Here is a 24,461-nt window from a genome sequence, read left to right as displayed (position 1 = left end):
GGCTGCGAATTCTTTGCTTTTTGTTCGGGTGCAATTAGAGTTTTGGGTAATATTTTCCCCGTTGGTTGCTGATTGTGAAAAAAACGACTCGCAGCGTTAACCTCGACGACACCGACCTGGCGATTCTTGCGCTGTTGCAGCAGGACGCGAGCATTTCCAACGCCGAGCTCAGCGAGCGCCTGTCCCTGAGCCTTACCCCCTGCTGGCGGCGGCGCAAGCGCCTGGAGGAGGAGGGGGTGATCAGGGACTACCAGGCCAACCTCGACCGGCGCCTGCTGGGGCTGGACATCCTGGCCTTCGTCCATGTGCGGTTCGCCACCCACTCCGACCAGACCCCGGACGATTTCGAGACGGTGATCATGCGCCTGCCCGAGGTCCAGGCCTGCCACAAGATCACCGGCGACGCCGACTACCTGCTGCAGGTGCTGGCCCGTGACCTGGACAGCTACAGCGACTTTGTCGAGCACGTGCTCAGGCGCCAGCCGGGCATTGCCTCGATCCAGTCCAGCCTGGCGCTGCGCGAGGTCAAGGCCACCAGCCGCCTGGCGATTCCCCAGCCGCTACCCAGGTAGGGCGGCATCAGATTTCCGATTTTTTGTGCCGGGCTATTCAATGATTGCCCTGCAGGTACTTTCGGCGCGGTCGTGCGCTCGCGTTCCAGCGAGGCAGGCAACAGCAGTGTTGAGCAGGCCATGGATGCAGAAGCAGCAGCGCCTGGCCGCGGCGCTGCCCCGGCCCCAGGGCCTACTGAAATTCGCCGGACTCCAGGCAGAAGGCGACCAGGGCCTGGTCGCTGTCCAGGTTGAGCTTGCGGATCGCCGAGATCTTCTGCGCACTGACGGTCTTCACGCTGCGCTTGAGGTTGGCGGCGATCTGCATCATTGATTCGCCGCGCACGAAATGCCGCAGCACTTCGTATTCCTTGGGCGTAAGGCTGCTCAGGCCGTCGGCCATGGAGCGCAGCGGGCTGCTGTTGAGCTCGTTCTGCACCAGGCTCGGCGGGTGGTGGATGCGCCCCTGGCGGACGTTCTCCAGGGCGCTGAGCAGCTCGCTCATGTCATGGCGCTTGGGCAGTACCGAGCGCACGCCGATGTCATACAGCGCGGCCACGATCATCGGGTTGGACATCATGGTCAGCACCAGCACCTGGACCCTGGGGAAGTGCCGGATCAGGTAGGTCACCAGGCGTATGCCATCGCCGAAGGTCGGGTCGCCCTCCATGAAGTAGTCGGTGATGACCACGTCGATCCGCGGGTCATCCGAAAGTTGCTGGACCAGGGCACTGGGGGTGGTGACAGCCGCCACCACCTCGTACTGGCGGGTCTTTTTCAACAGGTCGCTGACGGCAGCGAGCACCAGGGGATGATCGTCGGCCAGGGCAACGCGTATTTTTTTCATGGTGGACACGATCCATTGTCAAAAGGGAATGCGCAGAAATGCGGGTACTAGGAGCGTTCATTCGAGCTGGCTGATGTCTTGCAAGGCGTGCAGCAGCATCAGGCTATGCGTGCGCGTGGTAGCCGTCAAACCGCTCTGGCGCAAGCTCTGCCCCAAGTCGTGGACCTGCAGGATCAGCGCTTCCTGGCCAGCCACCGCCAGCGACCCGCGCACCCGGTGCAGCAACTGGAAGATGCGCTCGTAATCCTCCTCGTCCAGGGCCTGGCGCAGGTGTTCCACGTCCTGGCCCATGGTGCGGGCAAACAGTTCCCGCAGGTTCGGCGGCAGGCCATCAACTGGCGCGTTGCCAGGCGCGGCTGCCGGCTCGGCGGTCGGCTCCGGGGCGAGGCTGGTGAGCCGTGCCAGGCTGGCCCGCAGGGTCTGCAACGGCACTGGCTTGACCAGCCAGGCGTCCATCCCGCAGGCCTGGCAGCGGGCCTCTTCGTCGCACATGGCATTGGCGGTGATGCCGATGATCGGCCGGTCGTCCCCGGCGGCGCGCAGGATGCAAGTGAGTTCGTAGCCGTTCATGCGCGGCATGTTGACGTCGGTCAGCAACAGGTCGTAGTCGCCGATGCGCCACAGGTCCAGGGCTTCCGCGCCATCGGCGGCCAGGGTATTGCGGCAGCCCAGTTGCTGCAGCTGATGGCTCAGGGTCGCCTGGTTGATCGGGTTGTCCTCGGCCACCAGCACGTTCAGGCCCAGGGGGGCCAGAGTGGCGATGTCCCGGGCCGGCAGTTCCGGTTCGGCAGGAGCGTTGGGCGCGCCGCCCAGGGTGCGTTCCAGCAAGCGGCCGATGGCATAGTAGTCGCCGGCCTCGGCCAGGCCCGCACCGGGGGTGCGTTGCTGGCCGCCCAGGTCGATGCGCAGCAGCCCGGGGGGCAGGGCCTCGGACGCTTCGGGGCGGTCATCGAACAGCCGCAGGAGAACGCCCTGGCCCTGGGGAGGTGGGGCCGTAGCGTCCACGGGGGTGGCCTGGGCGTGCCACTTCTGCAGCCACTGGCAGAGGTTGTCGGTGAGTTCGTGGTGCGGGCTTTGCACGTAGATTCGCGCGCCGCCCAGGTCGGGCTGGCGCTCGGCGTCGGGGTCGCTGGCCACCGGCAGTTCCAGCTGCATGGAGAAACTGCTGCCCAGGCCCAGCTCGCTGGTGAGGTGGATCTGGCTGCCCATCAGCGCCGCCAGCTTGGCGCAGATCGACAGGCCCAGCCCCGCGCCGTGCACTGTGTGGGAGTGGGCGTCGATCTGATAGAAGGGGATGAACAGCTGCTGCTGTTCTTCCTTGCCGATACCGATACCGGTGTCCGCCACCTGCAGCGACAGCAGCACCCGTCCCTGGCTGCCGGGCTCGGCCCGGGCGCGCACTATCACCTGGCCCGAGTGGGTGAACTTGACCGCGTTGCTGATCAGGTTGGTGAGGATCTGGCTGATCCGCCCCGGATCGCCGAGCAGGGCTGGAGGCAGTTCTGGATCGACCCAGGAAAACAGCAGCAGGCCCTTGTTCCGGGCACTGTCGACAAAGCTTGCGGTGCAGCGCTGGACCAGGGCCCTGGGATCGAACAGCTGATCCCCCAGGGACAGCTGGCCGGATTCGATGCGGGTGATGTCGAGGATGTCGCTGATGATCTGCAGCAGCAGCCCGGACGACACCTGGATGCGTTCGAGCAACTGGCGCTGTTCGCGGTCCAGGTCGGTCAGGCCCATCAGTTCCAGGGAGCCGAGCACCCCGTACAGCGGCGTGCGGATCTCGTGGCTCATGGTGGCGAGGAACACCGACTTGGCGCCGTTGGCCTTGTCGGCCGCCTGTTTCGCCTGGGTCAGTTGCTGCTCCATCTGGGCCCGCGCACTGAGGTCGGCAAAGGCGCAGATCAGCACATCCTGGTTGCGGTAGCGGGTGGGGGCGAAGGCGATGTAGAACGAGCGTCCGTCGAAGCTCTGGTAGTTCTCGATCTCCCCCGGCTCCCGGGCCCGGGCGATGCGCTCCAGCAATGCCGGGTCCAGACCGCTGGCGTCCAGGCTCTGGCCGACCTGGGTGGTGAACCATTTGAGGGCCAGGTTGTTGGCGAAGACGATCCGCCGGTCTTCGCGGCTGAGCACGCACAGGGCCACTGGCGTGGTCTCCAGCAGGGTGCGGCTGAACTGATGGTTTTCCACCAGCTCGGCGTGAGCCTGTTGCGCCGGCGCTATGACCCGGCGCTGGTACCAGCGCGCATAGACCCTGGCGGCCAGGGGGCTGAGCAACAGCAGCAGGAAGATCGCCGCCAGGGACCAGGAGTGGCCGAGGAACAGGGTGCGGTAGCTCAACAGGTAGTAACCGCTCCAGTGGCCACTGGCGTCGTTGATCCGGAACAGCAGGCCGTCGCTGCGCACGTTGGCCCCCTCGTGCAGCGCCAGGGGCGCCGGTTCATCCCCCAGCAGCAGGCCGTCGAGCCGGCCCTGCAGCCAGAACTTGTCGTAGAAGTGCCGCCGCTGCGGCGTGGTGAAGACGTTGATGCGGTCCCTGTAGGTGAGGCAGGCAGCATAGGTGCCGGAACTCTGCAGGCCGCTGCCGGGGGCAAGGTTGTGCAGGGCGGTGAAGGCGATCATGTGCTGGGGAAAGTCCTTGAGACGGATCCAGCGGATCGCGTCGCTGTCGCTGCTGGTAGCGCTGGCGCGCACCGCATGCAGGCCTGCCAGGACCAGGGGTGTGGTCAGCCGCGGCCAGCGGCTGCCGATGGTGGGCACGGTAAAGCTGCTGCCGGCACCGGCGTCCACCACCAGCAGGGCCGAAGCGGGAAAGCTCGAGCGCACCCAGAAGCTGGAGTAGAGATCGGCCAGGTAGCGCCCAAGGCCGGCTGCTGCAGCGCTCTGGTGGGGGCATTGGGCCTGGTCCTGGCAGACCAGGGTGAAGGGGGTTTCCACTGAGGAGGGGTTGCCCTGGAACAGGGTCGCGCCCACCGCCTCCTGTTGCTCCATGAGGTGGAAGAGCTGCGCCGGATCCTGGTCCGCGTCCTTGTATTGCAGGCGCTTCTCGCCGGCCAGCCGCTGGAGCAGGGCTTGCTGCTCGCTCATGTAGCGGGTCAGCAGTTGGAAGTCCACGGCAATCCGTTCCTGTTCCTGGCGGATGATCCGCTGGCCGCCCCAGAACAGCGCGCCGCCCATGACCAGCAGCAACGGCAGAATGAGGAACAGCACGAGATTCAATCGTCGGAAGTTTTTCGCGATGCGGCGTAGCGGGATGTCTGGCATGGGAGAGAGGAGGCGGGCCGGGTAGGTGACGAAAAGGGTGGAGTAACAGTGCATCCCAGCAGTTGTGTGAAGGCGTCCAGCTCCAATGCGGCGGAAATAAGATACCCCTGGGCACTGTCGCAGCCAATCTGGCGCAGAAATTCCAGGTCACGGGCCGATTCCACGCCCTCGGCCACCACTTCCAGGCCCAGTTGCCGGCCCAGTTGCACCGCCGCCACCAGGGCTGCGGCGCGGGCATCGTCGGCTGCGGCGCCATGCACGAAGTGGCGGTCGATCTTCATCTCGGTAAAGGGCGTGGAGATCAGGCTGTACATGGAACTGTAGCCCATGCCGAAGTCGTCCTGTGCCAGGCCGAAGCCTTTGAGGCGCAGGCGGCTGGCGCCCATATGATACTGCCCGGGGGACAGTGGCCGCTCGGTTTCCAGCAGCTCGAAGCAGATATCGCTGGTGGCCAGCCCCGAGGCGAGGGTGATCTGCTGCAACTGGTCGGGCAGGCCGGGGTCGTCCAGCAGTCCGGTGGGCAGGTTCACCGATACGCTGAGGCGGTGGCCCAGGCGTTGCCAGTGCTGCTGCGCCTGGAGGGCGTCGTCGAGCATCAGCAGCAACAGCGCATGGTCCAGCTGGCAGCGGCTGATGGAGGCAAGGAACGAGTCCGGCATCAGCAGCCCGAAGGACGGACTGTTCCAGCGCACCAGGGCCTCCGCGCCGACGATCCGGCCAGTGCTCAGCGAGCGCCGGGGCTGGAACCGGGCCTTGAGCTCGCGGCGTTCGATGGCCCGCTCCAGGACCTGGCGGTCGAACACCGCCTCGTGCTCGGGCCGGGCTGCCAGCACCGGGTCCTGGCTGTTGCCGATGATGGCGCTGATCTGCTCGACGTGGATCGCTTCCAGGGGCTTGGGGAAGGTGCCGAGTACCGCCAGGCCCTTCTCCTTGGCCATCAGGCTGACGCTGTTCATCAACCGCCGCGAGCAGGACGAGACGATGGCCAGGATCGGCACCTGGTCGACACCGGTCAGGGCATGGATGAACTGCACCCCATCCATTTCCGGCATGTGCAGGTCCACCAGCACCAGGTCGTAGACCTGCCGGTGCAGCATGGCCAGGGCCTGGCGCGCATCGAGGGCGCTGTCCACCCGGCCGAACCCGGCCGCCTGCAACAGGTGCCGGGCCTGCAGGCAGTGGATCGGATGGTCGTCCAGCACCAGGACTCGCAGGGGCTTGAGCATGCTCAAATGACTTTCCTCTTGATGGATTGCAGTACCTCGCTCAAGGCGTCCAGGGGTACCGGCTTGATCAGCAAATGACGGATTCCGGCCGACTCGCAGTGGCTGCGCAGCGCCGGGGAGAGCTCACCGGTGATACCGATGATGGGGCCGCAATACCCCCGCTCGCGCAGGGTGCGGGCAAACGACAGACCGTCCATGTGTTCCATCTGCAAGTCGGTCAGCACGCCGTCGAAGGACAGCAGGTCGGTGCGTTTCAAGGCATCGACGGCGCTGGCGCAGGCCACCATCCGGTTGCCCAGGTAGCGGCCCTGCTGAAAGATCACCTGCAGCGACAGGGGGCTGTCGTCCACCGCCAGCAGCTTGAGGTCCAGGCTCGGGGCCAGGGCTTCGGGGGAGGCGAAGCACCGTTCGGCAACGATGCCGGACTGGGCCTGGGCCACGGCGTTGCGCAGGCTGTCGAGGCTGAAGGTGCGGGCCACCCAGCTGTCGCCGGCCTGGCGCTGCGGCGGGCCCATGCCGGGGGCGTGCATGAGCACCCGCGGGCCGCTCCAGGCCACTGGCCGCGAGGGGCCGAGAAAGGCTTCCACCAGCACCGCCTTGCGGGTCGGCGGGTCGCGTTCGGCCACATAGGGAATGGCCAGGGCGCCCCAGCGGCGCAACCAGTGGCAGAGGTTGAGATTCACTTCCTGGATATCCCCGCGCACATACACCGGGGTCACCCCCAGGCGCGGCAGGTCCGGCGCCGGGGCGGCGGTGCAGGGTTCCATGGCCAGGCTGAAGCTGAAGCTGGAGCCCAGGCCCGGTTCGCTGATGGCGCTCAACTGACCCTGCATCATCGTCGCCAGCCGTTGGCAGATGGCCAGGCCCAGGCCGGTGCCCGGCGCCTTCTGGCCCAGCCAGCTGGGCACCCGGTAATAGGGTTCGAACAGGTTGGCCTGGAACTCCGGGGCGATCCCCGGGCCGCTGTCCACCACCTGAAAGCGCAGGCGGGGCGCCTGGCTCGGGCCCGCCTCGGCATGCAGGCGCAGCACCACATGGCCGGACTCGGTGAACTTGATGGCGTTGCTCACCAGGTTGTTGAGGATCTGGCGAATGCGTTCGCCGTCGCCCACCACTCGCTCGGCGACATTCGGGTCCAGGGTCACGTACAGGCGCAGGCCCTTGCTGCGGGCCCGGGCCGAGTAACTGAAGGCCACTTCTTCCACCAGCCGCACCGGGGAGAAGGGGGCGCTGGTGAGGCTCAGGCGGCCGGACTCGATCAGTGACATGTCGAGGGTGTCGTTGATGGTTCGCATCAGCGCCGAGGATGCTTGCTGGGTGGCTTCCAGGTAGTCGCCCTGCTGGGCGCTGAGGGCGGTGGTGCGGAGCATTTCCAGAGAGCCGAGGATGCCGTACATGGGCGTGCGGATCTCGTGGCTCAGGGTGCTGAGGAACAGGGTCTTCTCGTGGTTGGCCTGGTCCGACAGCAGCTTGGCCTGCAGCAGCGACTGTTCGGCCACCTTGAAGTCGGTCACGTCGCTGATGCAGCACAGCACCGCCGCCACGCCGTTGTAGCCGGTGGGGGCACAGGTCAGCTGGATGAAGGTGCCGTCGTCCAGGGCATGTTCGATGGCATGCACCCGGGGAGGCGGCTCGTCGAGGATGCGCTCGCGCAGGCCGGGCACCGAGGCCAGCCAGCGGCGCCCGGATTCATTGCACAGGATCAGCCGGCCGTTGTCGCGCCGCATCAGGCACAGGCCCACCGGCGCCACCTCGATGAAGCGCCGGTTGAGGGACACGCTGTCTGCCAGGGCGCTGTAGTGGCGCACTGCGGGTTCCACCAGGCGCAGGCGGATGTAGCGCGCGCCGAGAAAGATCACCGCGAACAGAAGCAGGGTCACCAGCAGGGTGGTGTACAGCGGGCCACGGCTGTCGCGCAGCAGTTGGCTGACCGGTGCGTAGTACACCAGGCGCCAGCCAGCGTTGCCCACGGATTTATTGAGCACGATGTAGTCGGGCAGCCCGCCCAGGCGGTGCAGGCCGAAGGAGTCCTCGTCGGCCTGCAGGCGCGACAGGCTGCCGGGCACTTGCCAGTTGGCGCTGTGCAGCACCAGTGCGCCGTCGGCGTCATACAGCAGGTATTTGCCCTGGTGCAGGCCCAGGGGGTCCAGGGCCAGGTCGATCTCGGTGAGCTCCAGGCCCAGCCAGCCCTCGCTGGCGTGATGCTCGTCCACCGGGCGCAACAGGTACACCTGCTTGTTGCCATCGATGCCGGCCCAGTACCACAGGGTCCGGGCCTCGGGGTGTCGGGCCAGCAGGTCCTGTACCGCACGCTGGTCGAGTTGGCGCAGCCAGGGTGCGTCCACGGCCTTGCTGGGGGGCTGGCCGATGCCGGTGGCCGCTGGCTCGTAGAGAGTGCTGACCAGGCCCTGCTCCGGCACCAGGTACAGCAGCTGGCTGTGGGTGCTGTCCACTTCCACCAGGTCGCGGGCAGTCAGTACCAGGGCCCAGCGCCGGGAGGGAGTACTGCCGAAGGGCATTACCCGCAGTTGCTCGTTACTTGCCAGAAAGTTGCGCGCCGTTGAACTAAGGCGCTCATCGCTAGTGCGCACGGCCGAAGAAGAAATGGCCTTCAACAGGCTTTCCCGTTGATTGAAGAATTGTTGTGCGTTAAATGCCGCTGCGTTCATTTGTCGGCGGTAGTTGGAGAGGGTTTCATTAAGTGACCAGTGGACCACGAAACCGGCAATGATCAGGATGCAGGACAGCAGGCTGAACATGAAAAGGCGCAGCAGGACCACCGGGATATAGGACCCGTAGAAGTGGCTGGTAAACGCAGGGAAGTGGGCTTGTGTATGCATCGGCCCATAGTAAGGAGAACTATCTATATCCCTCTTCAGAATATTCTTAATGCCAGGGGCTTTAAGAAGATTCTCATTTTTTAGTTCACCTATTGACTTCAGGCTTTCGACCCTCTTGTGCTCTAACGCAAAGGTTTGAAAGTTATGGTTCTGGTTAAGAAAACGATAAGCCTCGCCGTTAGCTCCGCGCTGTCGTTGATGACGCTTGTTACTCAGTCTGCAACCGCTGCTGATTATGAAAAAATCGATTTGTCCTCGCCCGAAGGTGAATCCCTGACCCTGGATGAGGCGTCTGTCGATTACACCGGCCGTGGGCCGGCGGTGCGGGTCAGCGGCGCTCAGAACCAGTTGCAGGGCCAGGGCTACGATATCCGGGCCACGGCGGACAGCCCCAACAGCGCGGTGGTGGGCGTGCAGGTGGACGCCGGCGGCAAGGCCGAACTGAGCGGCGTGACCATCAGCACCGGCGGCTCGGATTTCGCCACCGGGGCCCAGGCCACCGGCGCCGGCAGCCAGTTGACCCTGAACGATGTGCAGATCACCACCAGCGGCAACCAGAGCCGCGGCGTGGTGGCCAGCGCTGGTGGCCAGGTGCAGGTGGCCGGTGGCTCCATCACCACCTCGGGCAACCAGGCCGATGTCTTGTCCGCCTCCGGCAAGGGCTCCAGCATCCTGGCCTCGGACCTGACCCTGACCGCCACTTCGACCGGCTCGGTCAATGCGGTCCGCGTCGCCGATGGTGCGGCCATCGAGCTGCAGCGCGTCAGCATCCAGTCCAGCGGCTTCATTGGCGCGGTGGCCGTGGAAGGGGTCGGCTCCTCCCTCAGCGCCGATGGCGTCGACATCACCGCCGAGAATGGCCGTGGCATCGGTGTGACCAGCGCCGCCCTGACCTTTCGCAACGGCAGCATCAATGCCAAGGGCGACGGCATCACCCTGAGCAGCCTGTACCAGAAACCGGGCGGCACGGCGGTGGTCAGCCACAGCCGGATCACCTCGCAGAATGGCAACGGTATCAACGTCAACGCCGACCAGGCCGCGGCCGATCTGGACAGCGTGCAGGTCACCGCCCTGGGCGACTATGGCGTGGCGATCTGGATGCCGGGCAGCAACACCCGGGTGGACGTCAAGGACAGCATTCTGCAAACCCGTGGCCAGAGTGCGGTGGCCATCGACAACCGTGGCGGCGTGTTCACCATGGACGGTGGTTCCATCAGCACCCTTGGCGACAACTCCCATGCCCTGTACGCCTCGCCGGACACCACAAACAGCCCCGGTGCGGTGTTCAACGTCAGCCGCGTGCTGATCGAAACCAGCGGCCGGGGCTCCGTGGGGGCGCTGGCCCGCATGGCGGGGGCGAGCATCAGCCTGAGCAACAGCAGCATCGTCACCCACGGCGACCTGGGCTATGGCCTGTTCGCCTCGGGCCGTGGTGCCAGCGTGGAGCTGCAGGACAGCGACGTGCAGACCGCCGGCGAGCAGGCTCACGGCCTGGCCATCAGCAACAACGCCACGACCCGCTTCCAGGGCTCGACGGTGGTCACCAACGGCAGCAACGCCAATGGCATCGTCAGTTTCGCCACTGGCGCCGGGGTGGTGAACGATGTGGAGGTCACCTCCAGCCATATCCAGACCGAAGACGGCGCCGGCATCCTGGTCAACGGCGGTGGCCTGACCACGCGCTTTACCGACAGTAGCCTGGTGGGCCGCAGCGGTGGCGAGCAGGGCACCGCGCTGTGGATCACCGACCGCGCTAGCGGGGTGCTGGCCGGTGCGGTGCAACTGGACGCCGTGCGCTCGAACCTGTTCGGTGATGTGCTGGTGGACGGTGGCAGCCTGCAACTGTCCCTGTCCGACCACTCCAGCCTGGACGGGGCGATCAAGGGCGGCAGCCGTGATACCCAACTGAGCCTGGACGACAGCAGTGTCTGGACCCTGCGCGGCGACTCCCAGCTCACCCGCCTGGCCAACAACGGCGTGGTGGAGTTCGCCGATCCCGGCCTGGCGGGGGCCTTCAAGCAGTTGCAGGTCAGTGGCGACCTCGAGGGCGACGGCCACTACATCATGAACACCGACCTGGGCCTGCCGCAGGGTGACCGGTTGATCGTCGGCGGCCAGGTCACCGGCAACAACGACATTCTGGTGCGCAACTCCGGCAGCGAACCGGGGGCCGAGGGCCAGAGCCTGACCCTGGTGCAAAGCGCCGGCGGCCCGGGTTCGTTCAGCCTGGCCAACCGCGGTGGGGTAGTGGATGCCGGGACCTATCGCTACGGTCTTGCGGCCGATGCCCAGGGCAACTGGAACCTGGTGAACGTCGGCCGTACCCAGCCGGCGCCGGGGCCGGACAACCTTTCCACCGGCGCCAGCGCGGCGGTCAACAGCAGCGCCATTGCCACCTTGCGGGCCACCTGGGATGCCGAGCGGGCAACCCTGGTACAGCGCCTCGGCGACCTGCGCCAGGGGGCCGATCGCCAGGGTCTGTGGATCCGTGGTTTCGGCCAGCAGCAATCCCTGGACAACGGCGTTGGCCGGACGTTTTCCCAACAGGTACAGGGCACGCAACTGGGCATGGACACCCGGCTCGACACCGCCGGTGGCACCCTGGTGCTTGGCGCGCTGGCCGGCTACAGCCAGACCGATCGCAACTTCAAGGGCGAGGGCAGCGGCAAGCTCGACAGCTACCACCTGGGCGGCTATGCCACCTACCTGGATGACTCGGGCTGGTATACCGATACCTTGCTGACCCTGAACCGCTGGTCCACCCGCCTGGATGTATGGGGCACCGACGGCGCCAAGGTCTCCGGGCATTCACGCAGCAAGGGCGCGGGCCTGTCGGTGGAAGCCGGCAAGCAGATCGATCTGGGCAACCGCTGGTTCGTCGAGCCCCAGGCGCAGGTTTCCATGCTCTATGCCCGCTCCGACAACTACCGCCTGGACAACGGCTTGCAGGTGCAGCCCGGCGATGGGCTGTCGACCCAGATTCGCACCGGTGCCCGGGCCGGGCGTAACCTGCAGCTGGAAGATGGCACACGCTTGCAGCCCTATCTCAAGGCTGGCTGGGTCGAGGATCTGTCGGCGCAGAACAAGGTCCGCACCAACGGCATCGCCAGCCGTCCCGATGGCAACGGCGGTGGCTGGTATGCCGGGGTTGGCGTGACCGGTGAGCTGAGCCGCCAGCATCAGGTGTATGCCGAGGTCGAGACCAGCGAAGGCTCGAACATCGACCGGCCCTGGGCCGCCAACCTCGGTTACCGCTTCACGTTCTGAGGGGCACTGGCGCTCGCCGCGAGCGTCTGGCACACCCCTTGGGCATAGGACGTCTTGGCGATCGGCCCGATCAGAGCTTGCAGGGCCGAGTCGTCGAGGATCAGTGGCGAGCTGATCAGGTAATGCATCTCCACCATCTCGCGCAGCAGCGGGTCGAACAGCCCCAGCAGGCGCAGCAGGGGCTTGCCGATCACCCGCTGCTTGAAGCGGGTACCGCCGTGCTGCCGGATCAGCTCCAGCAGCTCGCGCTGGCTGGTGACCCCGGCGCCGCCCAGGTGCCAGGTCTTGCCGAAGGCTTCGGGCTGCTGGATCAAGCGGCAGACCACCGGCCCCACGTCGGGAACGAAGACAAACTCATGGGGCCGGTCCAGGGGGCCTACCAGGTTCGCCGTGCCGCCCTGGACCGCGGCCTGGAACGCGCCGTGCAGCAGGCTTTTATCGACCCCGGGCCCGTAGAAGTCCGGCAGGCGCAGCACCGTGGCCTGGATCTTGCCGTCGGCATGGGCCTTCCATAGCAGGTCTTCCTGGGCCTTGCGCATGCGGCCCTTGAAGCTGTTGGGCTGGCGCGGATGCTGCTCCGCCACCGGGTTGCTGCGAGCCATGCCGTAGGGATAGACGGTGCCGATCAGCAGGATCCGGCGCACCCCGGCGGCGATGGCGCCGTCCAGGGTCTGGCGCATCAGTTGCGGGTGCAGTTCGAAGCGCCAATAGTCCACCCCTACCAGATAGATCAAGGTGTCGATGCCGGCTGCTGCGGCCTCGACCGAGGCGGGCTGGTCGGGGTCCCAGGTGACCGGCTCGGCCAACGGGTCGGCGCCATAGGCCTTTAGCAGGCTGCTCTGGCTGCGGCCCACCACGCGGTAGGGCTGGCCCTGGCTGCGCAGGGTCCGGGCAATGCTCTGGCCAATGGCGCCGATGGCGCCGAACAAGGCTACTTGGGGCATGACGGGGTTCCTCGTGGATGAACAGAGCTTGCAGAGTGCGAGTTCCTCGGCTAAATGGAAATTGCCCAGACTTCGATGGTTTCTATAAAAAAATGCATAGCCCCACGGATACTCCCCCCCACTGGGACTGGTACCGCACCTTTCTCGCAGTGCTGGACAGTGGCTCCCTGTCTGCCGCCGGCCGTGCCATGGGTTTGACCCAGCCCACGGTGGGCCGGCATATCGACCAGTTGGAAGCGGCCCTGGGCCTGAAGCTGTTCACCCGTTCCTTCGACGGATTCGCCGCCACCGAAGCGGCGCTGGAGCTCAAGCCCTACCTGCTGCAGCTGGCGGCGGGGGAGGCGGCCTTGCGCCGGGTGGCCAGCAGCCATGGCGCCGGGGTGCAGGGCAGTGTGCGGATCTCGGCCAGCGAAATCATCGGGGTGGAGGTGTTGCCGCCGATTCTCGCCACCTTGCGCCAGCAGCATCCGCAGTTGGTGGTGGAGCTGGTGCTGTCCAACCGTGCCGACGACCTGCTGCAACGCCAGGCCGATATTGCCGTGCGGATGTTCCGCCCGACCCAGGAAGCGCTGCTGGTGCGCCGGGTCGCCGACATCGAACTGGGCCTGCATGCCCACCGGGACTATCTGCAGCAGCAGGGCACGCCGCTCTCGCTGGAGCAGTTGGCCGGGCACGCCCTGATTGGCTTCGACCGTGAAACCGCGTTTATCCGCCGCCTGCAACAGCAGTACCCGATGCTGGCCCGGGGCGCCTTCGCCTGGCGCAGTGACAGTGACCTGGCGCAGTTGGCGGCATTGCGCGCGGGGTTTGGCATTGGTGCCTGCCAGGTACGCCTGGCCGAAGCTGATCCACGCCTGGTGCGGGTCCTGGCGGAGCAGTTCGCACCGAGCCTGGAAGCCTGGGTGGCGATGCATGAAGACCTGCGCAACAGCCCGCGCTGCGCGGTGACCTTCGCCGCGCTGGTGCAGGGGCTGGCGGCCTATGCCGGGGGCGATTGACCGCCAGGGTGTCGGCAAGGGTTGCCAGGTGGCCCCGGCAGCGGCTTATCATACGCTGTATGTTTAGGCCCCCAGGAGGCAACGCCCATGGCATTCGGCAAGGTATTCATCGCCACCTCGGTCGATGGTTTCATCGCCCGCAACGACGGTGCCATCGACTGGCTGCCCAGTGGCGAGTCCGGTGAGGACTACGGCTACGGCGCCTTCATGGCGTCGGTGGACGGAATTGTCATGGGCCGTGCTACCTACGACAGCGTGCTGGGTTTCACCCCCTGGCCTTTCGACAAGCCGGTGGTGGTGCTCAGCCGCACCCTCAGTACGCAGGACGTGCCGCAGCGCCTGGAGGGCAAAGTACGCATCAGCGCGCTGCAACCGGTGGCGCTGGTGGCGCAGTTGCGGGCCGAGGGCTGGAGAACCGCCTACATCGATGGCGGCACCCTGATTCAAGCCTTTCTCCAGGCCGGGCTGATCGATGAAGTGACCCTGACCCGGGTGCCGGTGCTGCTGGGCACGGGCCGCCCCCTGTTCGGCGCACTGCCCCGGGACCTGCACCTGCGCTGCGTCGATTCCCGGCGGTATCCGGATGGGCTGGTGAGCACCCGCTACCGGGTGGAGCGGGGCGCCGTCCATGACTGACCGGCCCAAGCGCAGCGGCCGCCCTGCCGCAGGGCGTGAACTGAGCCTGGACCAGGTTCTCGACGTGGGCCTGGAGCTGCTGGAGGAGCTGGGGCCCCAGGGGTTCGGTGGCCGGGCCCTGGCGCGGCAGCTGGGGATTACCCCGATGTCGGTGGCCTACCACGTGGGCGACCAGCGCAACCTGATGCGCCTGCTGGTGGAGCGGGTGCACGCCGAGCCGCTGGCCGAGCCGGCAGCGCAGTGGCCACCCGAGGCAAGAATCCAGGCGCTGTTGGGGGAGTACATGGCCCGGGTCCGCCGCCATCCGGCGCTGACCCTGTGCGTCCTCGGTGACCCGCAACTGTTCGGCGGCTCCCTGGCCACCTTCAGCCAGCGCTTGCGCGAGGAAGTACGGGCCTTCGATGCAGACCCGGCGCTGTTCGACCTGCTGGTGGACTACAGCCACGGCCACGCCCTGGCGCTGGCCCTGGCCGGGGAGGGCGCGCAGGCGCTGGAGGGCGCTTTCGAAGCGGGGCTGCGCCGCTTGCTGCGCTAAGCGGCTTTCTACAGGGCGCCGGCGAGCATCGCGGCAAAGCGCCGGGCTGGCCATTCCTTGCGGTCCGACACCTGGCCGTCGCCCACCTCCACGAGGCGCAGTACGCCGTCGGCCCGCAACACCACATCCACCGAGAAGAACCGACTGTCGATCAGTGCCGCGCATTCGTGCACCAGCGCCGGTACTTCACCGCTAGCACCGTAAGCCTGGCCGTTGAGGACGAAGTAGCGGCGCTCGGTGTCATCCAGGTAGTCCTCGCGACGCCTGACGCAGACACCACCTTCGATCTGGCCGCGATACTGGCGCATGCGTTCGATCAGTGGCGCGATATCCGCGGGGGTGTGCACCAGGCTACCGCTGCCGGTGTTCAGCGATTTGACGTAGTCCTTGATGAAATACCCCGGCCAGTGGAGGTCCGCCAGGGCCTGGGTGAAGTTGGCGTCGGCCGCCAGCACCCGGGTTTCGCAAGTGAAGCGGGCCAGCCGCGGATACCACTGGGGCAAGTGATGGCAGTCCCGGTAGTCGGCAACGCTGGTGAAGGCAACGGCGCCCAGGCGTTGCAGATGCTCCACCAGTTCGCGGTAGCCTTCGGGCGTCAGCATCCAGCCGCGGTACAGCACCGGGGTGCCTCCTTCGAGGGCTGGCCGCGCCCGGAAATTGCCGCTCTCGAAATCCTCGAAGGAAAATAGCGAAGCGCTCAGGCCGGCGGCCAGAATCGCCTGGTATTCGTCGAGGTACTGCTCGTCCGGGCGCTTCGGGTCGAAGGGGTCGCTGGGGTAGAGAAGGTGCATGGCGAATCCTGCCAGTGAGGGTTTGCCCGGGCCCATGGGCGCCGGTGAAGTGAGATGGCGGCCGATGATAACGGGATTTTCCAGGGCAATCCTCCCGGCCCGGGCGTTCATTACATCCCTGCACCTTTGTTCACAGAAAATCACCGACCCACGACAGATTCCAACACCGCTGCTGGGGATACTGGCGCCTGCTCCGCCGGAGCGCCAAGGACCGACGTGACTGGAGAACCCCATGCGTAGACTGTTGACCGCCGTACTGATCTCGACCCTGGGGGCGGCCTCTCTGGTTCGTGCCGATGGACCAGCGCCATTTTCCAAGGTGTTCGAGGATATTTCGGCCGACCAGCCCGGCTGCGCCGCCGGGGTGATGCGCGGCGGCAAAGTGATCTGGAGCGCAGGCTATGGCGCCGCCGACCTGACCACCGGAGCGGCGATCCAGGCCGATACCCTGTTCAACCTGGCGTCGGTGTCCAAGCAGTTCACCGGCTTTGCCATCCTCCAACTGCAAGCCCAGGGGCGCCTGAGCCTGGAGGACCCGGTGCGGCGCTTTCTGCCGGAGCTGCCGGCCTATGCCCAGGGCATCAGGATCCGTCACCTGTTGCACCACACCTCAGGGCTGCAGGACTACATGCTGCTGGCCGAACTGGCGGGGATTCCCCTGAGCCAGCGCTTTACCCAGCAACAGGCCCTGGACCTGCTGGTGCGCCAGAACAGCCTGATGTTCCCGCCCGGCAGCGAATTCAGCTACAGCAACAGCGGCTACGTCCTGCTGTCGAGCATCGTCGAGCGAGCCAGCGGCCTGTCGCTGAAACACTACTCCCGGGCGAACATCTTTTTGCCCCTGGGCATGGATCACTCAAGCATCGTCGATCAGTACCCGGTGCTGTTGCCGAACCTGGCCCGGGGCTATGAACCGGGCGGGCAGGGCAAGGCCCAGGTGGCGGTGGATGCGCGCTGGGAGCAGACCGGCGACGGCCAGGTGCACAGCAATGTGGCGGACCTGATGCGGTGGTTGCGCAACCTGTCCACCGGGCGGGTCGGGGGCAAGGCGCTGGTGGAGAACATGCGCCAGACCGAGCCCCTGAACGACGGTGATCCCGGCTATTACGGCATGGGCCTTGCCAACCGCAGCTACCGCGGGCTGCAAGAGCTGTCCCACAGCGGCGGCTGGGCCGGTTTCAACACCGACGTGGCCTGGTACCCCAAGCTCGATGTGGCCACGGTGGTGCTGTGCAACAGCGATGACGGCCGTGCCTCGGAGCGCGGCCGCCAGTTGCTCGATACCCTGCTGGGCTCGCCGGCGCCGTCCGGGGAAGCGGACATTGCGCCGCCACCCCCGAGCATCCGGGCGCTGCCCAAGGCATCGCTGAAAACGCTGGTGGCCGGCACCTACCTGGACGATGGCGGCCATCAGTTGCAGCTGCGGCGCAGCGGCAAGGGTTGGAGCCTGGAAACCTTCCCCGACGTCCTGCCGCTGACCCGGCAGAGCGATGAGGTGCTGGTGGCGGACAACGACGGCACCCCGATCTACCTCGCGGCGACCTCGGGAGGGCGGATCGCGCTCAACAACCCGGCCTCGACCTATGCCCTGGCCCCGCCCTGGAAGCCCGATGATATCCGCCCCTACGTCGGCCTCTATACCCTAGAAACCAGCCCCGGACAGCTCAAGGTCCATGCCCGGCAAGGCAAGCTCTATGTACGCATCGGCCTGTACACCTACCCGATGCAGCCCCTGACCGCTGAGCGTTTCAGCGCCGGGGAACTGGGGGTGCTCAGCTTTGCCGAGCAAGGCGCGGTGCTGACCAGCAGCGTGGCGCGCAATCTGCGGTTCGGGAAAGTCTTTGCGCCATAGCACGATACGCAGGCCGCAGGTGTCTGTACGCGCTTCATATCTTGCCTTTCTTGATGGCCAGGGCCAGGGCCTGGTGCTTGTTGGGGCTGTCGAGTTTTTGCAGGATCTTGGCGATGTGGTAGTCGATCGAGCTTTTGCTCAGGTGCATGCGCATGGCGATATCGGTGGAGGACATGCCATCGGCGGTGTAGCGCAAGATATCGATCTCGCGATCATTCAGGGCTTGCTGATGATCGTTGAAGATGCGCTGCAGGGAGTGTTGGCGGTTGATGTAGTCGATCAGCTTGGCGTAGACCTTGAGGACGCAAGCCGACCAGTCGAGGGGGTCGACGCCTTGCAGGGAACCCTGCTTCAACGAGGCGATCGACAACACCCCGTAGTTGCCGAAGCTGCAGGGCAGGCCGATGCTCATCCCGGAAAGAAAGCCATAGTCCTTGCCCGCCTGGAGAAACAGTTTGCTCTCGATGAAGTCGTCGCTCCATATCGTCGGGAAGTAGGGGGTCGGAGAATGGATCTTCAGGATCGGGTCCACTATCCAGAATTTTTCCGCTTCGTAGTCCCGGCGCCAGGCGTAGCTGTAGCTATCGATGTTGTAGACAACTTTGCTGTGGGACTTCAGATCCGAGCGCAGTATGAAAGAGAACTCGGTGTGGTTGGTTTCTCGTTCCAGCTCGGTCCTGATCTCATCACATAACTTGCTCGGGATATTGACTCTCTTGAACTCTATCTCGGGCGATCTTCTCGTATAACGTCCCATTTTCTACTCCTTTAGAATCGGCCTGAAAAATGCGTGGGGAAAGGCCAGAAGTGCGCTTTTCCGAACTCAAGCCGGGACTTGATCCGCACCTCGTGGTGTTTGATCAAGTTGCCTTGGAGGTTCCAGTGTAGTTGCTGACGAGCGTTTGAAAATGCTGCGAAGGGACGCTGCATACTCCTTGGAATCAGTGCCGGAACTGTTCTGTCAGGTTCTATGAAGTGGGTACTGATGAATTTTGCGGGCACCGTTGAGCGGGGCCGAATGAGCCCCGGGACGAGGGCGCAAGGAGTCAACTTGTTTGGCTATAGACGCCATTCTGGATATGCAGAAAGATTATCGAAAAGAGGACCGGTAGGCCGTCTCGAAAAGTGCGGGGGGAAGATTTGGTAAAAGTACCAATTTCAGCTTGATTGGGTCGCTTTATAGTCGTTTTCAGCAAGTTGCCATAGCGACTTAGCTGGCAAGAAAACCATGACCCAACTCTGGAAAAAAGGACTTTGAAATGAACTCGAACCCTGCCAACAAAGTGACTGAAGAACAAAAAAATGCCTTGTTCGTGCTGTCCAAGGTCGCCTATGACGCCGCCGTCGCCCAACGTGGCGAGATGGCCGCAGGCAAACCCGGCCTGGCCTCCTCGCTGAGCCAGCAGCCGCATCCCCAGTCGCTGTGCGGTTGTGGCTGCCAGGAGTATGTGTGCGGCTACTACTGCTTCAGTACCCAGGGCTGTGGATGCAGCAGCTACCTTTACATCAGCTCGAACCTGACCACCATCGGCCCGACGCAAAATCAGGGCATGCCCGCGCATTTCAACGGCAGCGCGAACGGGCCGATGAACGCCAGCATCAACCTGTCAGATGTCTACATGAGTGGGGTGTTCCCGGATGTCAACAGCGTGGTCAATCACACGTTGCCATTCAACCTGGAGATTTCATCGGGGGCGGTCACCATGACGTTTTACGACCAGGGGCGGGTGCTGGGGGTGATGCACTCGCTGCCGGGGCACTACTACAACGGCTATTTCCATGGTAGTGGCACCGGGACCTTCACTCTGGCCTGATGGCTGGAGCCGGGTGGACCACCTGGGGCAGGCGAGCCTATTGCTCGCCTGCGTCTTTTTATGCGGTACACGCCGAGGCTCAAACCCGCCGGCTGCGGCCCAGCAACCACAACAGGTAGAAACCTCCCAGCAGGCCGGTCATCAGGCCGATGGGCAGGTTGGCGTGGAACGCCAGGCGCTGGCTCAGCAGGTCTGCGGCCAGGAGCAATACCGCGCCCATCAGCGCGCCCGACCCCAGCGGCACTTCGGCGCTGCGGGTCAGGCGCCGGGCCAGTTGCGGGCCGGCCAGGGCGATAAAGGCGATGGGCCCGGCAGCAGCGGTGGCGATGGCAGTGAGGCCGACGGCGGCCAGGACCATGATCAATCGGGTGTGCTCCACCGCGACCCCCAGTTGGCTGGCGCTGGCGTCGCCCATTTCCAGCAGGTTGATGCGCCGGGCGTGGTACAGGGCGATCGGGGCGATCAGCAGCAGGCCCAGGGCTGCCGGCAGTACATGGGACCAGGTGCGGGTGTTCAGCGAGCCGGCCAGCCACAGTTGGGCGAACATCGCCTGGTCGAGGTTGCCGCTGACCAGCAGGATGCTGTTCAGGCCGGACAGGCTGGCGCCCACGCCGATGCCCACCAGCACCAGGCGATAACCCCCGCTGCTGTGGCCGTTTCGCGCCAGCAGCAACACCAGCAGGGCGGTGCCCAGGCCGGCCGCCACTGCCGCCAGGGACGTGGCCAGGGGGCCGGCATCGAACAGCATGATCTGCACGATGGCGCCACTGGCGGCGCCGGTGGTGAAGCCGATCACGTCCGGCGAGCCCAGGGCATTGCGCGAGATCGACTGGAAGATCGCCCCGGCCATGCCCAGTGCCGCGCCCACCAGGGTCGCGGTCAGGGCCCGGGGCAGGCGCACGCGTTGCAGCACCCGCTGGGCGGTGGGGTCCTGGCCCTGGCCCAGCAGGTTGGCCAGCACCTGTTCCGGGCCCAGTGACAGGCTGCCGGTACCCAACAGCAGCGCCCAGAGCAGCAGCATCGCCACCAGCAGCACGGCGCAGACCAGGGCCGTGCGCGGTTGCCAGCGCAGCGAGAGCGAGCCCAGGCGCAGGGCCTTGAGCCCCTTCACAGGCGGCTCAGGCGAAAGCGCCTGACCAGTACGATGAAGCACGGCCCACCCAGCAGCAGGGTGATGATGCCGGCGGCGATTTCTTCCGGCGCTGCCACCACCCGGCCGAGCACGTCCGCCCCCAGCAGCAGGCCGGCGGCCAGCAGCGCCGAGTAGGGCAGGATCCAGCGGTAGTCGGTGCCCACCAGCATCCGCGCCAGATGGGGCGCCACCAGCCCGACAAAACCGATCGGCCCGGCCACGGCGGTGGCGGCACCGGCCAGCAGCATCACCGCCAGGCAGGCCAGTAGCCAGGTCAGGCGCAGGTTCACTCCCAGGGCGCGCCCCAGGTCCTGGCCCAGGGCCAGGGCGTTGAGCTGGGCGGCGATCCCCAGGGCCAGGGCCAGGCCCAGCGCGATGGCCAGGGCCGGAACCTGCAGCAGGGCGAAGCCGCTGCCGGACAGCGAGCCCGCGGCCCAGTGGCGAAAGTGATCGAAGACCTCGGGTGGGCTGTTGAGCACGATGATCCCGGTCAGTGAAGTCAGCATCACTGACAGTCCGGCGCCGGCCAGCACCAGGCGCACCGGGTTGGTCCCGGTCTCATGGGCCTGCCCCAGCAGGAACACCACCACTCCCGCCAGCCCGGCGCCGCCGAACGCCAGCCACAGGTACTCGGCCAGGCTGGTCAAGTGCAGCAGCGCCACGCCGCCGATCACCGCCACGGCGGCGCCGGCATTGATGCCCAACAGGCCCGGTTCGGCCAGCGGGTTGCGAGTCACCGCCTGCATCACCGCGCCGGCCACCCCCAGGGCGAGGCCGGCCAGCAGGGCGATCAGGGTCCGGGGCAGGCGCAGTTCACGCAGGATCAGGTGCTGGTCGTTGTGCAGGTCGGGTGCCTGCAACGCCTGCCAGGTCACGCTCAGGGGGATCGCCCGGGAGCCGATGGCCAGGCTCAGCAGGGCCAGCACCAGCAACAGCAGCAGCCCGGCCAGCAGGCCCCAGGTGCGGTGGTGAGGGCGCGACAGCGGTCGGGCCAGGGGCTGGGCAACGAGGTTCATGGCTTAGCGAAAGTGCGCGGCGACGGCATCGATCATCTGCCGTCCCGAGTAATAGTCGATGCGAAACGAACTCGGGCCCAGGGCATACACCCGCCGGTTGATCACCGCTGGCAGGTTGGCCAGCACCGGGTCGGCGAGGAACGCCTGCACGTCGCCGTCCGTGGCGCTGAGCAGGAACACGCTGTCACCGGTGATCGCCGCCGGCAGGTTTTCCCGGGAGATGAACTGGAAGTCCGACGCCCGGGTGACCTTGCCCGCCAGCGCCTCGGGCAGCTCCGCGACCTTGAAGCCAAGAGCGCCGAGCAGCCGGGCCTGGGGGCTGTTCAGGCGGCCGATGGAATAGCTGCCGGCAATGTTGTAGCCCACCACGCTCACCGGCCCCGGGGGCGGGGTGATGCGGGCGGCGGTTTGCGCGGTGTACTGGTCGAAGCGCTGGATCGCCGCCCGGGCCTGTTGCTCCAGGCCGGTGCGCTGGCCCAGGGCGGTGGCGATGTCTTGCCAGCTCTGGTTCGAGTAGTCCACCACCAGGGTCTCCAGGCCCTGGGCCTGCAGCTCGCTGCGGTGGGCGACCACGCTGTCGGCGCCGGTGGCGGACACCACCAGCAGGTCCGGGTCAGCGGCGATCACCGCTTCAATATCGAATTGCAGGTTGCGGTACAGCACCGCTACGCCGCGCTGCCTGGCCACTTCTGCCCACTGGGAAAAGAACCCGCGCTCATCGGTGAGGCGGCTGGGGGTGGTGGCGGCGCTGGCCACCAGCGGCGCATCCATGGCCAGCAGGATCCCGGTGACGCTGGGGCTAGTGGAGACGATACGGGTGGGGGTGGTGCTTGCCCCGAGGGCCAGCTGGCAACTCAGGGCCAGGACCGCTGCACTGAGCAGCCGGGCGCAAAGGCGTGGGTTCATCATCGATCCATCGGACGGTAAAGGGTGGGGCGCAGGGGCCTGAACAGCAGAACCATATGATAATGCTTCTCATGCAATGCGTTCCATATTGTAGAATCCATTCCGCAATTGCAATACTGCAAGCGCTTGTCTCCCAAGGAAAACCCCGCCATGACTCACCGTTTGCACGCCGATGCCGTGACCTTGCGCCACGACGCGCGAATCATTTCCCAGGGCCTGTCCCTGAGCATTCCCGACGGCTCGTTCACGGTCATTGTCGGGCCCAACGCCTGTGGCAAATCCACCTTGCTGGCGGCGTTGTCCCGGCTACTGGCACCGGCTGAAGGGCGGGTGGTGCTCGATGGCAAGGACATCCGCCAACTGCCGGCCCGGGAAGTGGCCCGGCGCCTGGGCCTGCTGCCGCAAAGCGCCATGGCGCCGGATGGCATCAGCGTTGCCGAACTGGTGGCGCGCGGGCGCTATCCGCACCAGTCGTTGCTGCGCCAGTGGTCGAAGGAGGATGAGCAGGCGGTGCGCGGGGCGATGGCCGCGACCCGGGTCGAGGCGCTGGCCGAACGCTTGCTGGACGAGTTGTCCGGCGGCCAGCGCCAGCGGGTGTGGATCGCCATGGTGCTGGCCCAGGAAACGCCGATCCTGCTGCTGGACGAGCCCACCACCTACTTGGATATCGTCCATCAGATCGAGCTGCTGGAGCTTTTGGCCGAGCTCAACCGCCAGGGCCGGACCATCGTCGCGGTGCTGCATGACTTGAACCAGGCTTGCCGCTATGCCAGCCACCTGATCGCCCTGCGCGACGGCGCCATCGTCGCCCAGGGCGCGCCGGCGGCGATCTTCACCGAGGCCCTGGTGGAGCAGGTGTTCGGCCTGGCCTCGGTGATCATCCGCGACCCGGTCAGCGGCACGCCGTTGATGGTGCCCAAGGGCCGAATCGACCCGGCCTGAAGCCACGGCTCAGGGGCGCGCCGGCAACGCTTCCTGGGGCACGCGCTGGCCACCGGTGGCCTGATTGACCTGGGCCGCTTCATGGAACAGCGCATCGCGGTCTTGCGGGGCCTGCAATTGCCCCAGGTCAGTGACCGTGGTCATCACGCAGACGATCTCCTGCTGGGCGTCGAATACCGGCGCGGCCTGCCCGGTGACGTTGGACAGCAGGTGGCTGGTGAGTTCGGCCCAATGCCGGCGTCGTACCTCGTCGAGCACCGCGGCACTGGGCGGGGTGCCGCGAAAATGCGCCGGCTGCTGCTTGCGCGCCGCGTCGATCACGGCCTTGGGCAGAAAGGCCTGGAACACCAGGCCGCAGGCGGTGTTGTCGATGGGCAGGATGTCCCCCAGGGCCAGGGGGTTGATGGAGAAATAGGCGCTGCGGTACCAGCGCACCAGGGTCGGCCCGCGGTCGGTCCAGATCGCCACGCCCCCGCTGGCGGCATGCCGCTGGGCCAGGGCTTTCATGCGCTGGGCGGCGATGTCCACCGCATCGATGCGCTTGAGCGCGCCAATGCCGATGCTCAGGGCCGCCGGGCCCAGGTCGTACAGGCCACTGAGCGGGTCCTGCTTGGCCAGCCCTTCCTTGACCAGGCTTTGCAGGTAGCGGTGGGCGGTGGAGCCACCCGTGCCGGTGCGCCGGGCCACTTCCCCCAGGGCCAGCTCGCCCTCGGCATTGGCCAGGGTGTTGAGAAAACGCGCGGCGATCGACACCGACTGGATCACCCCGGAACGTTTTTCCGGCGGTGCATCCAGGGTCTCGTCCAACGGGGGCTGCGAACTGTTCAACGGCTGGGTCTCCTCACCAATGTCTGGCCGCGTGGGGTACGCAGGCTACGGCCTGCGCGGCGCTGGCGCTAG

19 protein-coding genes are annotated in these 24,461 nt (G+C 66.2%); 8 read left to right on the top strand and 11 right to left on the bottom strand.

Annotated elements, in window-relative coordinates; all coding sequences use genetic code 11:
• The first annotated feature begins 74 nt into the window (after positions 1–74).
• Positions 75–572 carry an Lrp/AsnC family transcriptional regulator gene (locus tag PFLCHA0_RS18345; RefSeq protein WP_011061915.1) on the top strand — a complete coding sequence of 166 codons (498 nt, stop codon included), beginning with the start codon at positions 75–77 and terminating at the stop codon, positions 570–572.
• 172 nt (positions 573–744) lie between these two features.
• On the opposite strand, the gene PFLCHA0_RS18340 is transcribed toward PFLCHA0_RS18345, so the two are convergent.
• From PFLCHA0_RS18340 to PFLCHA0_RS18325, 4 genes are read right to left on the bottom strand one after another with little or no spacing between them, the layout of a single operon-like run.
• Positions 745–1,398, bottom strand: coding sequence for a response regulator (locus tag PFLCHA0_RS18340; protein WP_011061914.1), 654 nt, complete (start codon positions 1,396–1,398; stop codon positions 745–747).
• Positions 1,399–1,455: 57 nt separating this feature from the next.
• Positions 1,456–4,608 (bottom strand): hybrid sensor histidine kinase/response regulator, encoded by a 3,153-nt coding sequence (locus PFLCHA0_RS18335; RefSeq protein ID WP_230493565.1) that lies wholly within the window; start codon positions 4,606–4,608, stop codon positions 1,456–1,458.
• 5 nt (positions 4,609–4,613) lie between these two features.
• A complete protein-coding gene (locus PFLCHA0_RS18330; protein WP_011061912.1) occupies positions 4,614–5,888 on the bottom strand; it encodes an EAL domain-containing response regulator in 1,275 nt (424 codons plus the stop codon).
• A gap of 2 nt (positions 5,889–5,890) precedes the next feature.
• A complete protein-coding gene (locus tag PFLCHA0_RS18325) occupies positions 5,891–8,728 on the bottom strand; it encodes an ATP-binding protein (protein WP_041752345.1) in 2,838 nt (945 codons plus the stop codon).
• Positions 8,729–8,977: 249 nt separating this feature from the next.
• On the opposite strand from PFLCHA0_RS18325, the gene PFLCHA0_RS18320 reads away from it, so the two are divergent.
• Positions 8,978–11,995: an autotransporter outer membrane beta-barrel domain-containing protein gene (locus PFLCHA0_RS18320; protein ID WP_041752343.1), complete on the top strand. Its 3,018-nt coding sequence runs from the start codon at positions 8,978–8,980 to the stop codon at positions 11,993–11,995.
• Here PFLCHA0_RS18320 and PFLCHA0_RS18315 read toward each other — a convergent pair.
• Positions 11,977–12,939 (bottom strand): SDR family oxidoreductase, encoded by a 963-nt coding sequence (locus PFLCHA0_RS18315; RefSeq protein WP_015636061.1) that lies wholly within the window; start codon positions 12,937–12,939, stop codon positions 11,977–11,979. The genes PFLCHA0_RS18320 and PFLCHA0_RS18315 overlap by 19 nt on opposite strands.
• A gap of 92 nt (positions 12,940–13,031) precedes the next feature.
• Here PFLCHA0_RS18315 and PFLCHA0_RS18310 point away from each other — a divergent pair, with 92 nt between their 5' ends.
• From PFLCHA0_RS18310 to PFLCHA0_RS18300, 3 genes are all read left to right on the top strand, one after another.
• The gene (locus tag PFLCHA0_RS18310) at positions 13,032–13,937 is read left to right on the top strand and encodes a LysR family transcriptional regulator (protein WP_011061908.1); all 906 of its coding nucleotides are present in this window, start codon (positions 13,032–13,034) and stop codon (positions 13,935–13,937) included.
• An 87-nt stretch (positions 13,938–14,024) separates the two neighbouring features.
• Positions 14,025–14,573, top strand: coding sequence for a dihydrofolate reductase family protein (locus PFLCHA0_RS18305; protein WP_015636059.1), 549 nt, complete (start codon positions 14,025–14,027; stop codon positions 14,571–14,573).
• Entirely contained in the window at positions 14,566–15,108 is a 543-nt protein-coding gene (locus PFLCHA0_RS18300) for a TetR/AcrR family transcriptional regulator (RefSeq protein ID WP_015636058.1), read from the top strand. The genes PFLCHA0_RS18305 and PFLCHA0_RS18300 overlap by 8 nt, the downstream gene beginning before the upstream one ends.
• 8 nt (positions 15,109–15,116) lie before the next feature.
• Here the strand turns inward: PFLCHA0_RS18300 and PFLCHA0_RS18295 are convergent, their stop codons facing one another.
• Positions 15,117–15,899: an ATP-grasp domain-containing protein gene (locus PFLCHA0_RS18295; protein ID WP_041752341.1), complete on the bottom strand. Its 783-nt coding sequence runs from the start codon at positions 15,897–15,899 to the stop codon at positions 15,117–15,119.
• A gap of 232 nt (positions 15,900–16,131) precedes the next feature.
• Between PFLCHA0_RS18295 and PFLCHA0_RS18290 the strand changes: the two genes are divergently transcribed.
• Positions 16,132–17,751, top strand: coding sequence for a serine hydrolase domain-containing protein (locus PFLCHA0_RS18290; RefSeq protein ID WP_015636056.1), 1,620 nt, complete (start codon positions 16,132–16,134; stop codon positions 17,749–17,751).
• Positions 17,752–17,785: 34 nt separating this feature from the next.
• Here the strand turns inward: PFLCHA0_RS18290 and PFLCHA0_RS18285 are convergent, their stop codons facing one another.
• Positions 17,786–18,508: a helix-turn-helix transcriptional regulator gene (locus PFLCHA0_RS18285; protein WP_011061904.1), complete on the bottom strand. Its 723-nt coding sequence runs from the start codon at positions 18,506–18,508 to the stop codon at positions 17,786–17,788.
• A gap of 502 nt (positions 18,509–19,010) precedes the next feature.
• On the opposite strand from PFLCHA0_RS18285, the gene PFLCHA0_RS18280 reads away from it, so the two are divergent.
• On the top strand, positions 19,011–19,565 hold the full coding sequence (locus PFLCHA0_RS18280) for a hypothetical protein (protein ID WP_015636055.1): 555 nt from the start codon (positions 19,011–19,013) through the stop codon (positions 19,563–19,565).
• A 79-nt stretch (positions 19,566–19,644) separates the two neighbouring features.
• Here PFLCHA0_RS18280 and PFLCHA0_RS18275 read toward each other — a convergent pair whose 3' ends face one another.
• From PFLCHA0_RS18275 to fepB, 3 genes are read right to left on the bottom strand one after another with little or no spacing between them, the layout of a single operon-like run.
• On the bottom strand, positions 19,645–20,676 hold the full coding sequence (locus tag PFLCHA0_RS18275) for a FecCD family ABC transporter permease (protein WP_041752339.1): 1,032 nt from the start codon (positions 20,674–20,676) through the stop codon (positions 19,645–19,647).
• Entirely contained in the window at positions 20,673–21,713 is a 1,041-nt protein-coding gene (locus PFLCHA0_RS18270; RefSeq protein ID WP_015636053.1) for a FecCD family ABC transporter permease, read from the bottom strand. The genes PFLCHA0_RS18275 and PFLCHA0_RS18270 overlap by 4 nt, the downstream gene beginning before the upstream one ends.
• 3 nt (positions 21,714–21,716) lie before the next feature.
• Positions 21,717–22,622: a Fe2+-enterobactin ABC transporter substrate-binding protein gene (gene fepB, locus PFLCHA0_RS18265; RefSeq protein ID WP_011061900.1), complete on the bottom strand. Its 906-nt coding sequence runs from the start codon at positions 22,620–22,622 to the stop codon at positions 21,717–21,719.
• Positions 22,623–22,769: 147 nt separating this feature from the next.
• Here fepB and PFLCHA0_RS18260 point away from each other — a divergent pair, with 147 nt between their 5' ends.
• Positions 22,770–23,561 carry an ABC transporter ATP-binding protein gene (locus PFLCHA0_RS18260; protein ID WP_011061899.1) on the top strand — a complete coding sequence of 264 codons (792 nt, stop codon included), beginning with the start codon at positions 22,770–22,772 and terminating at the stop codon, positions 23,559–23,561.
• Positions 23,562–23,570: 9 nt separating this feature from the next.
• Here PFLCHA0_RS18260 and PFLCHA0_RS18255 read toward each other — a convergent pair whose 3' ends face one another.
• Complete coding sequence (locus tag PFLCHA0_RS18255) at positions 23,571–24,356, bottom strand: IclR family transcriptional regulator (RefSeq protein ID WP_169893601.1); 786 nt, start codon at positions 24,354–24,356, stop codon at positions 23,571–23,573.
• Between the last annotated feature and the right edge of the window lie 105 nt (positions 24,357–24,461).

Source organism: Pseudomonas protegens CHA0 (assembly GCF_000397205.1).
Classification (GTDB): Bacteria; Pseudomonadota; Gammaproteobacteria; order Pseudomonadales; family Pseudomonadaceae; genus Aquipseudomonas; species Aquipseudomonas protegens.
Note: the sequence above shows the minus strand (reverse complement) of the source record. Positions and strands in the feature narration are given on the sequence as shown.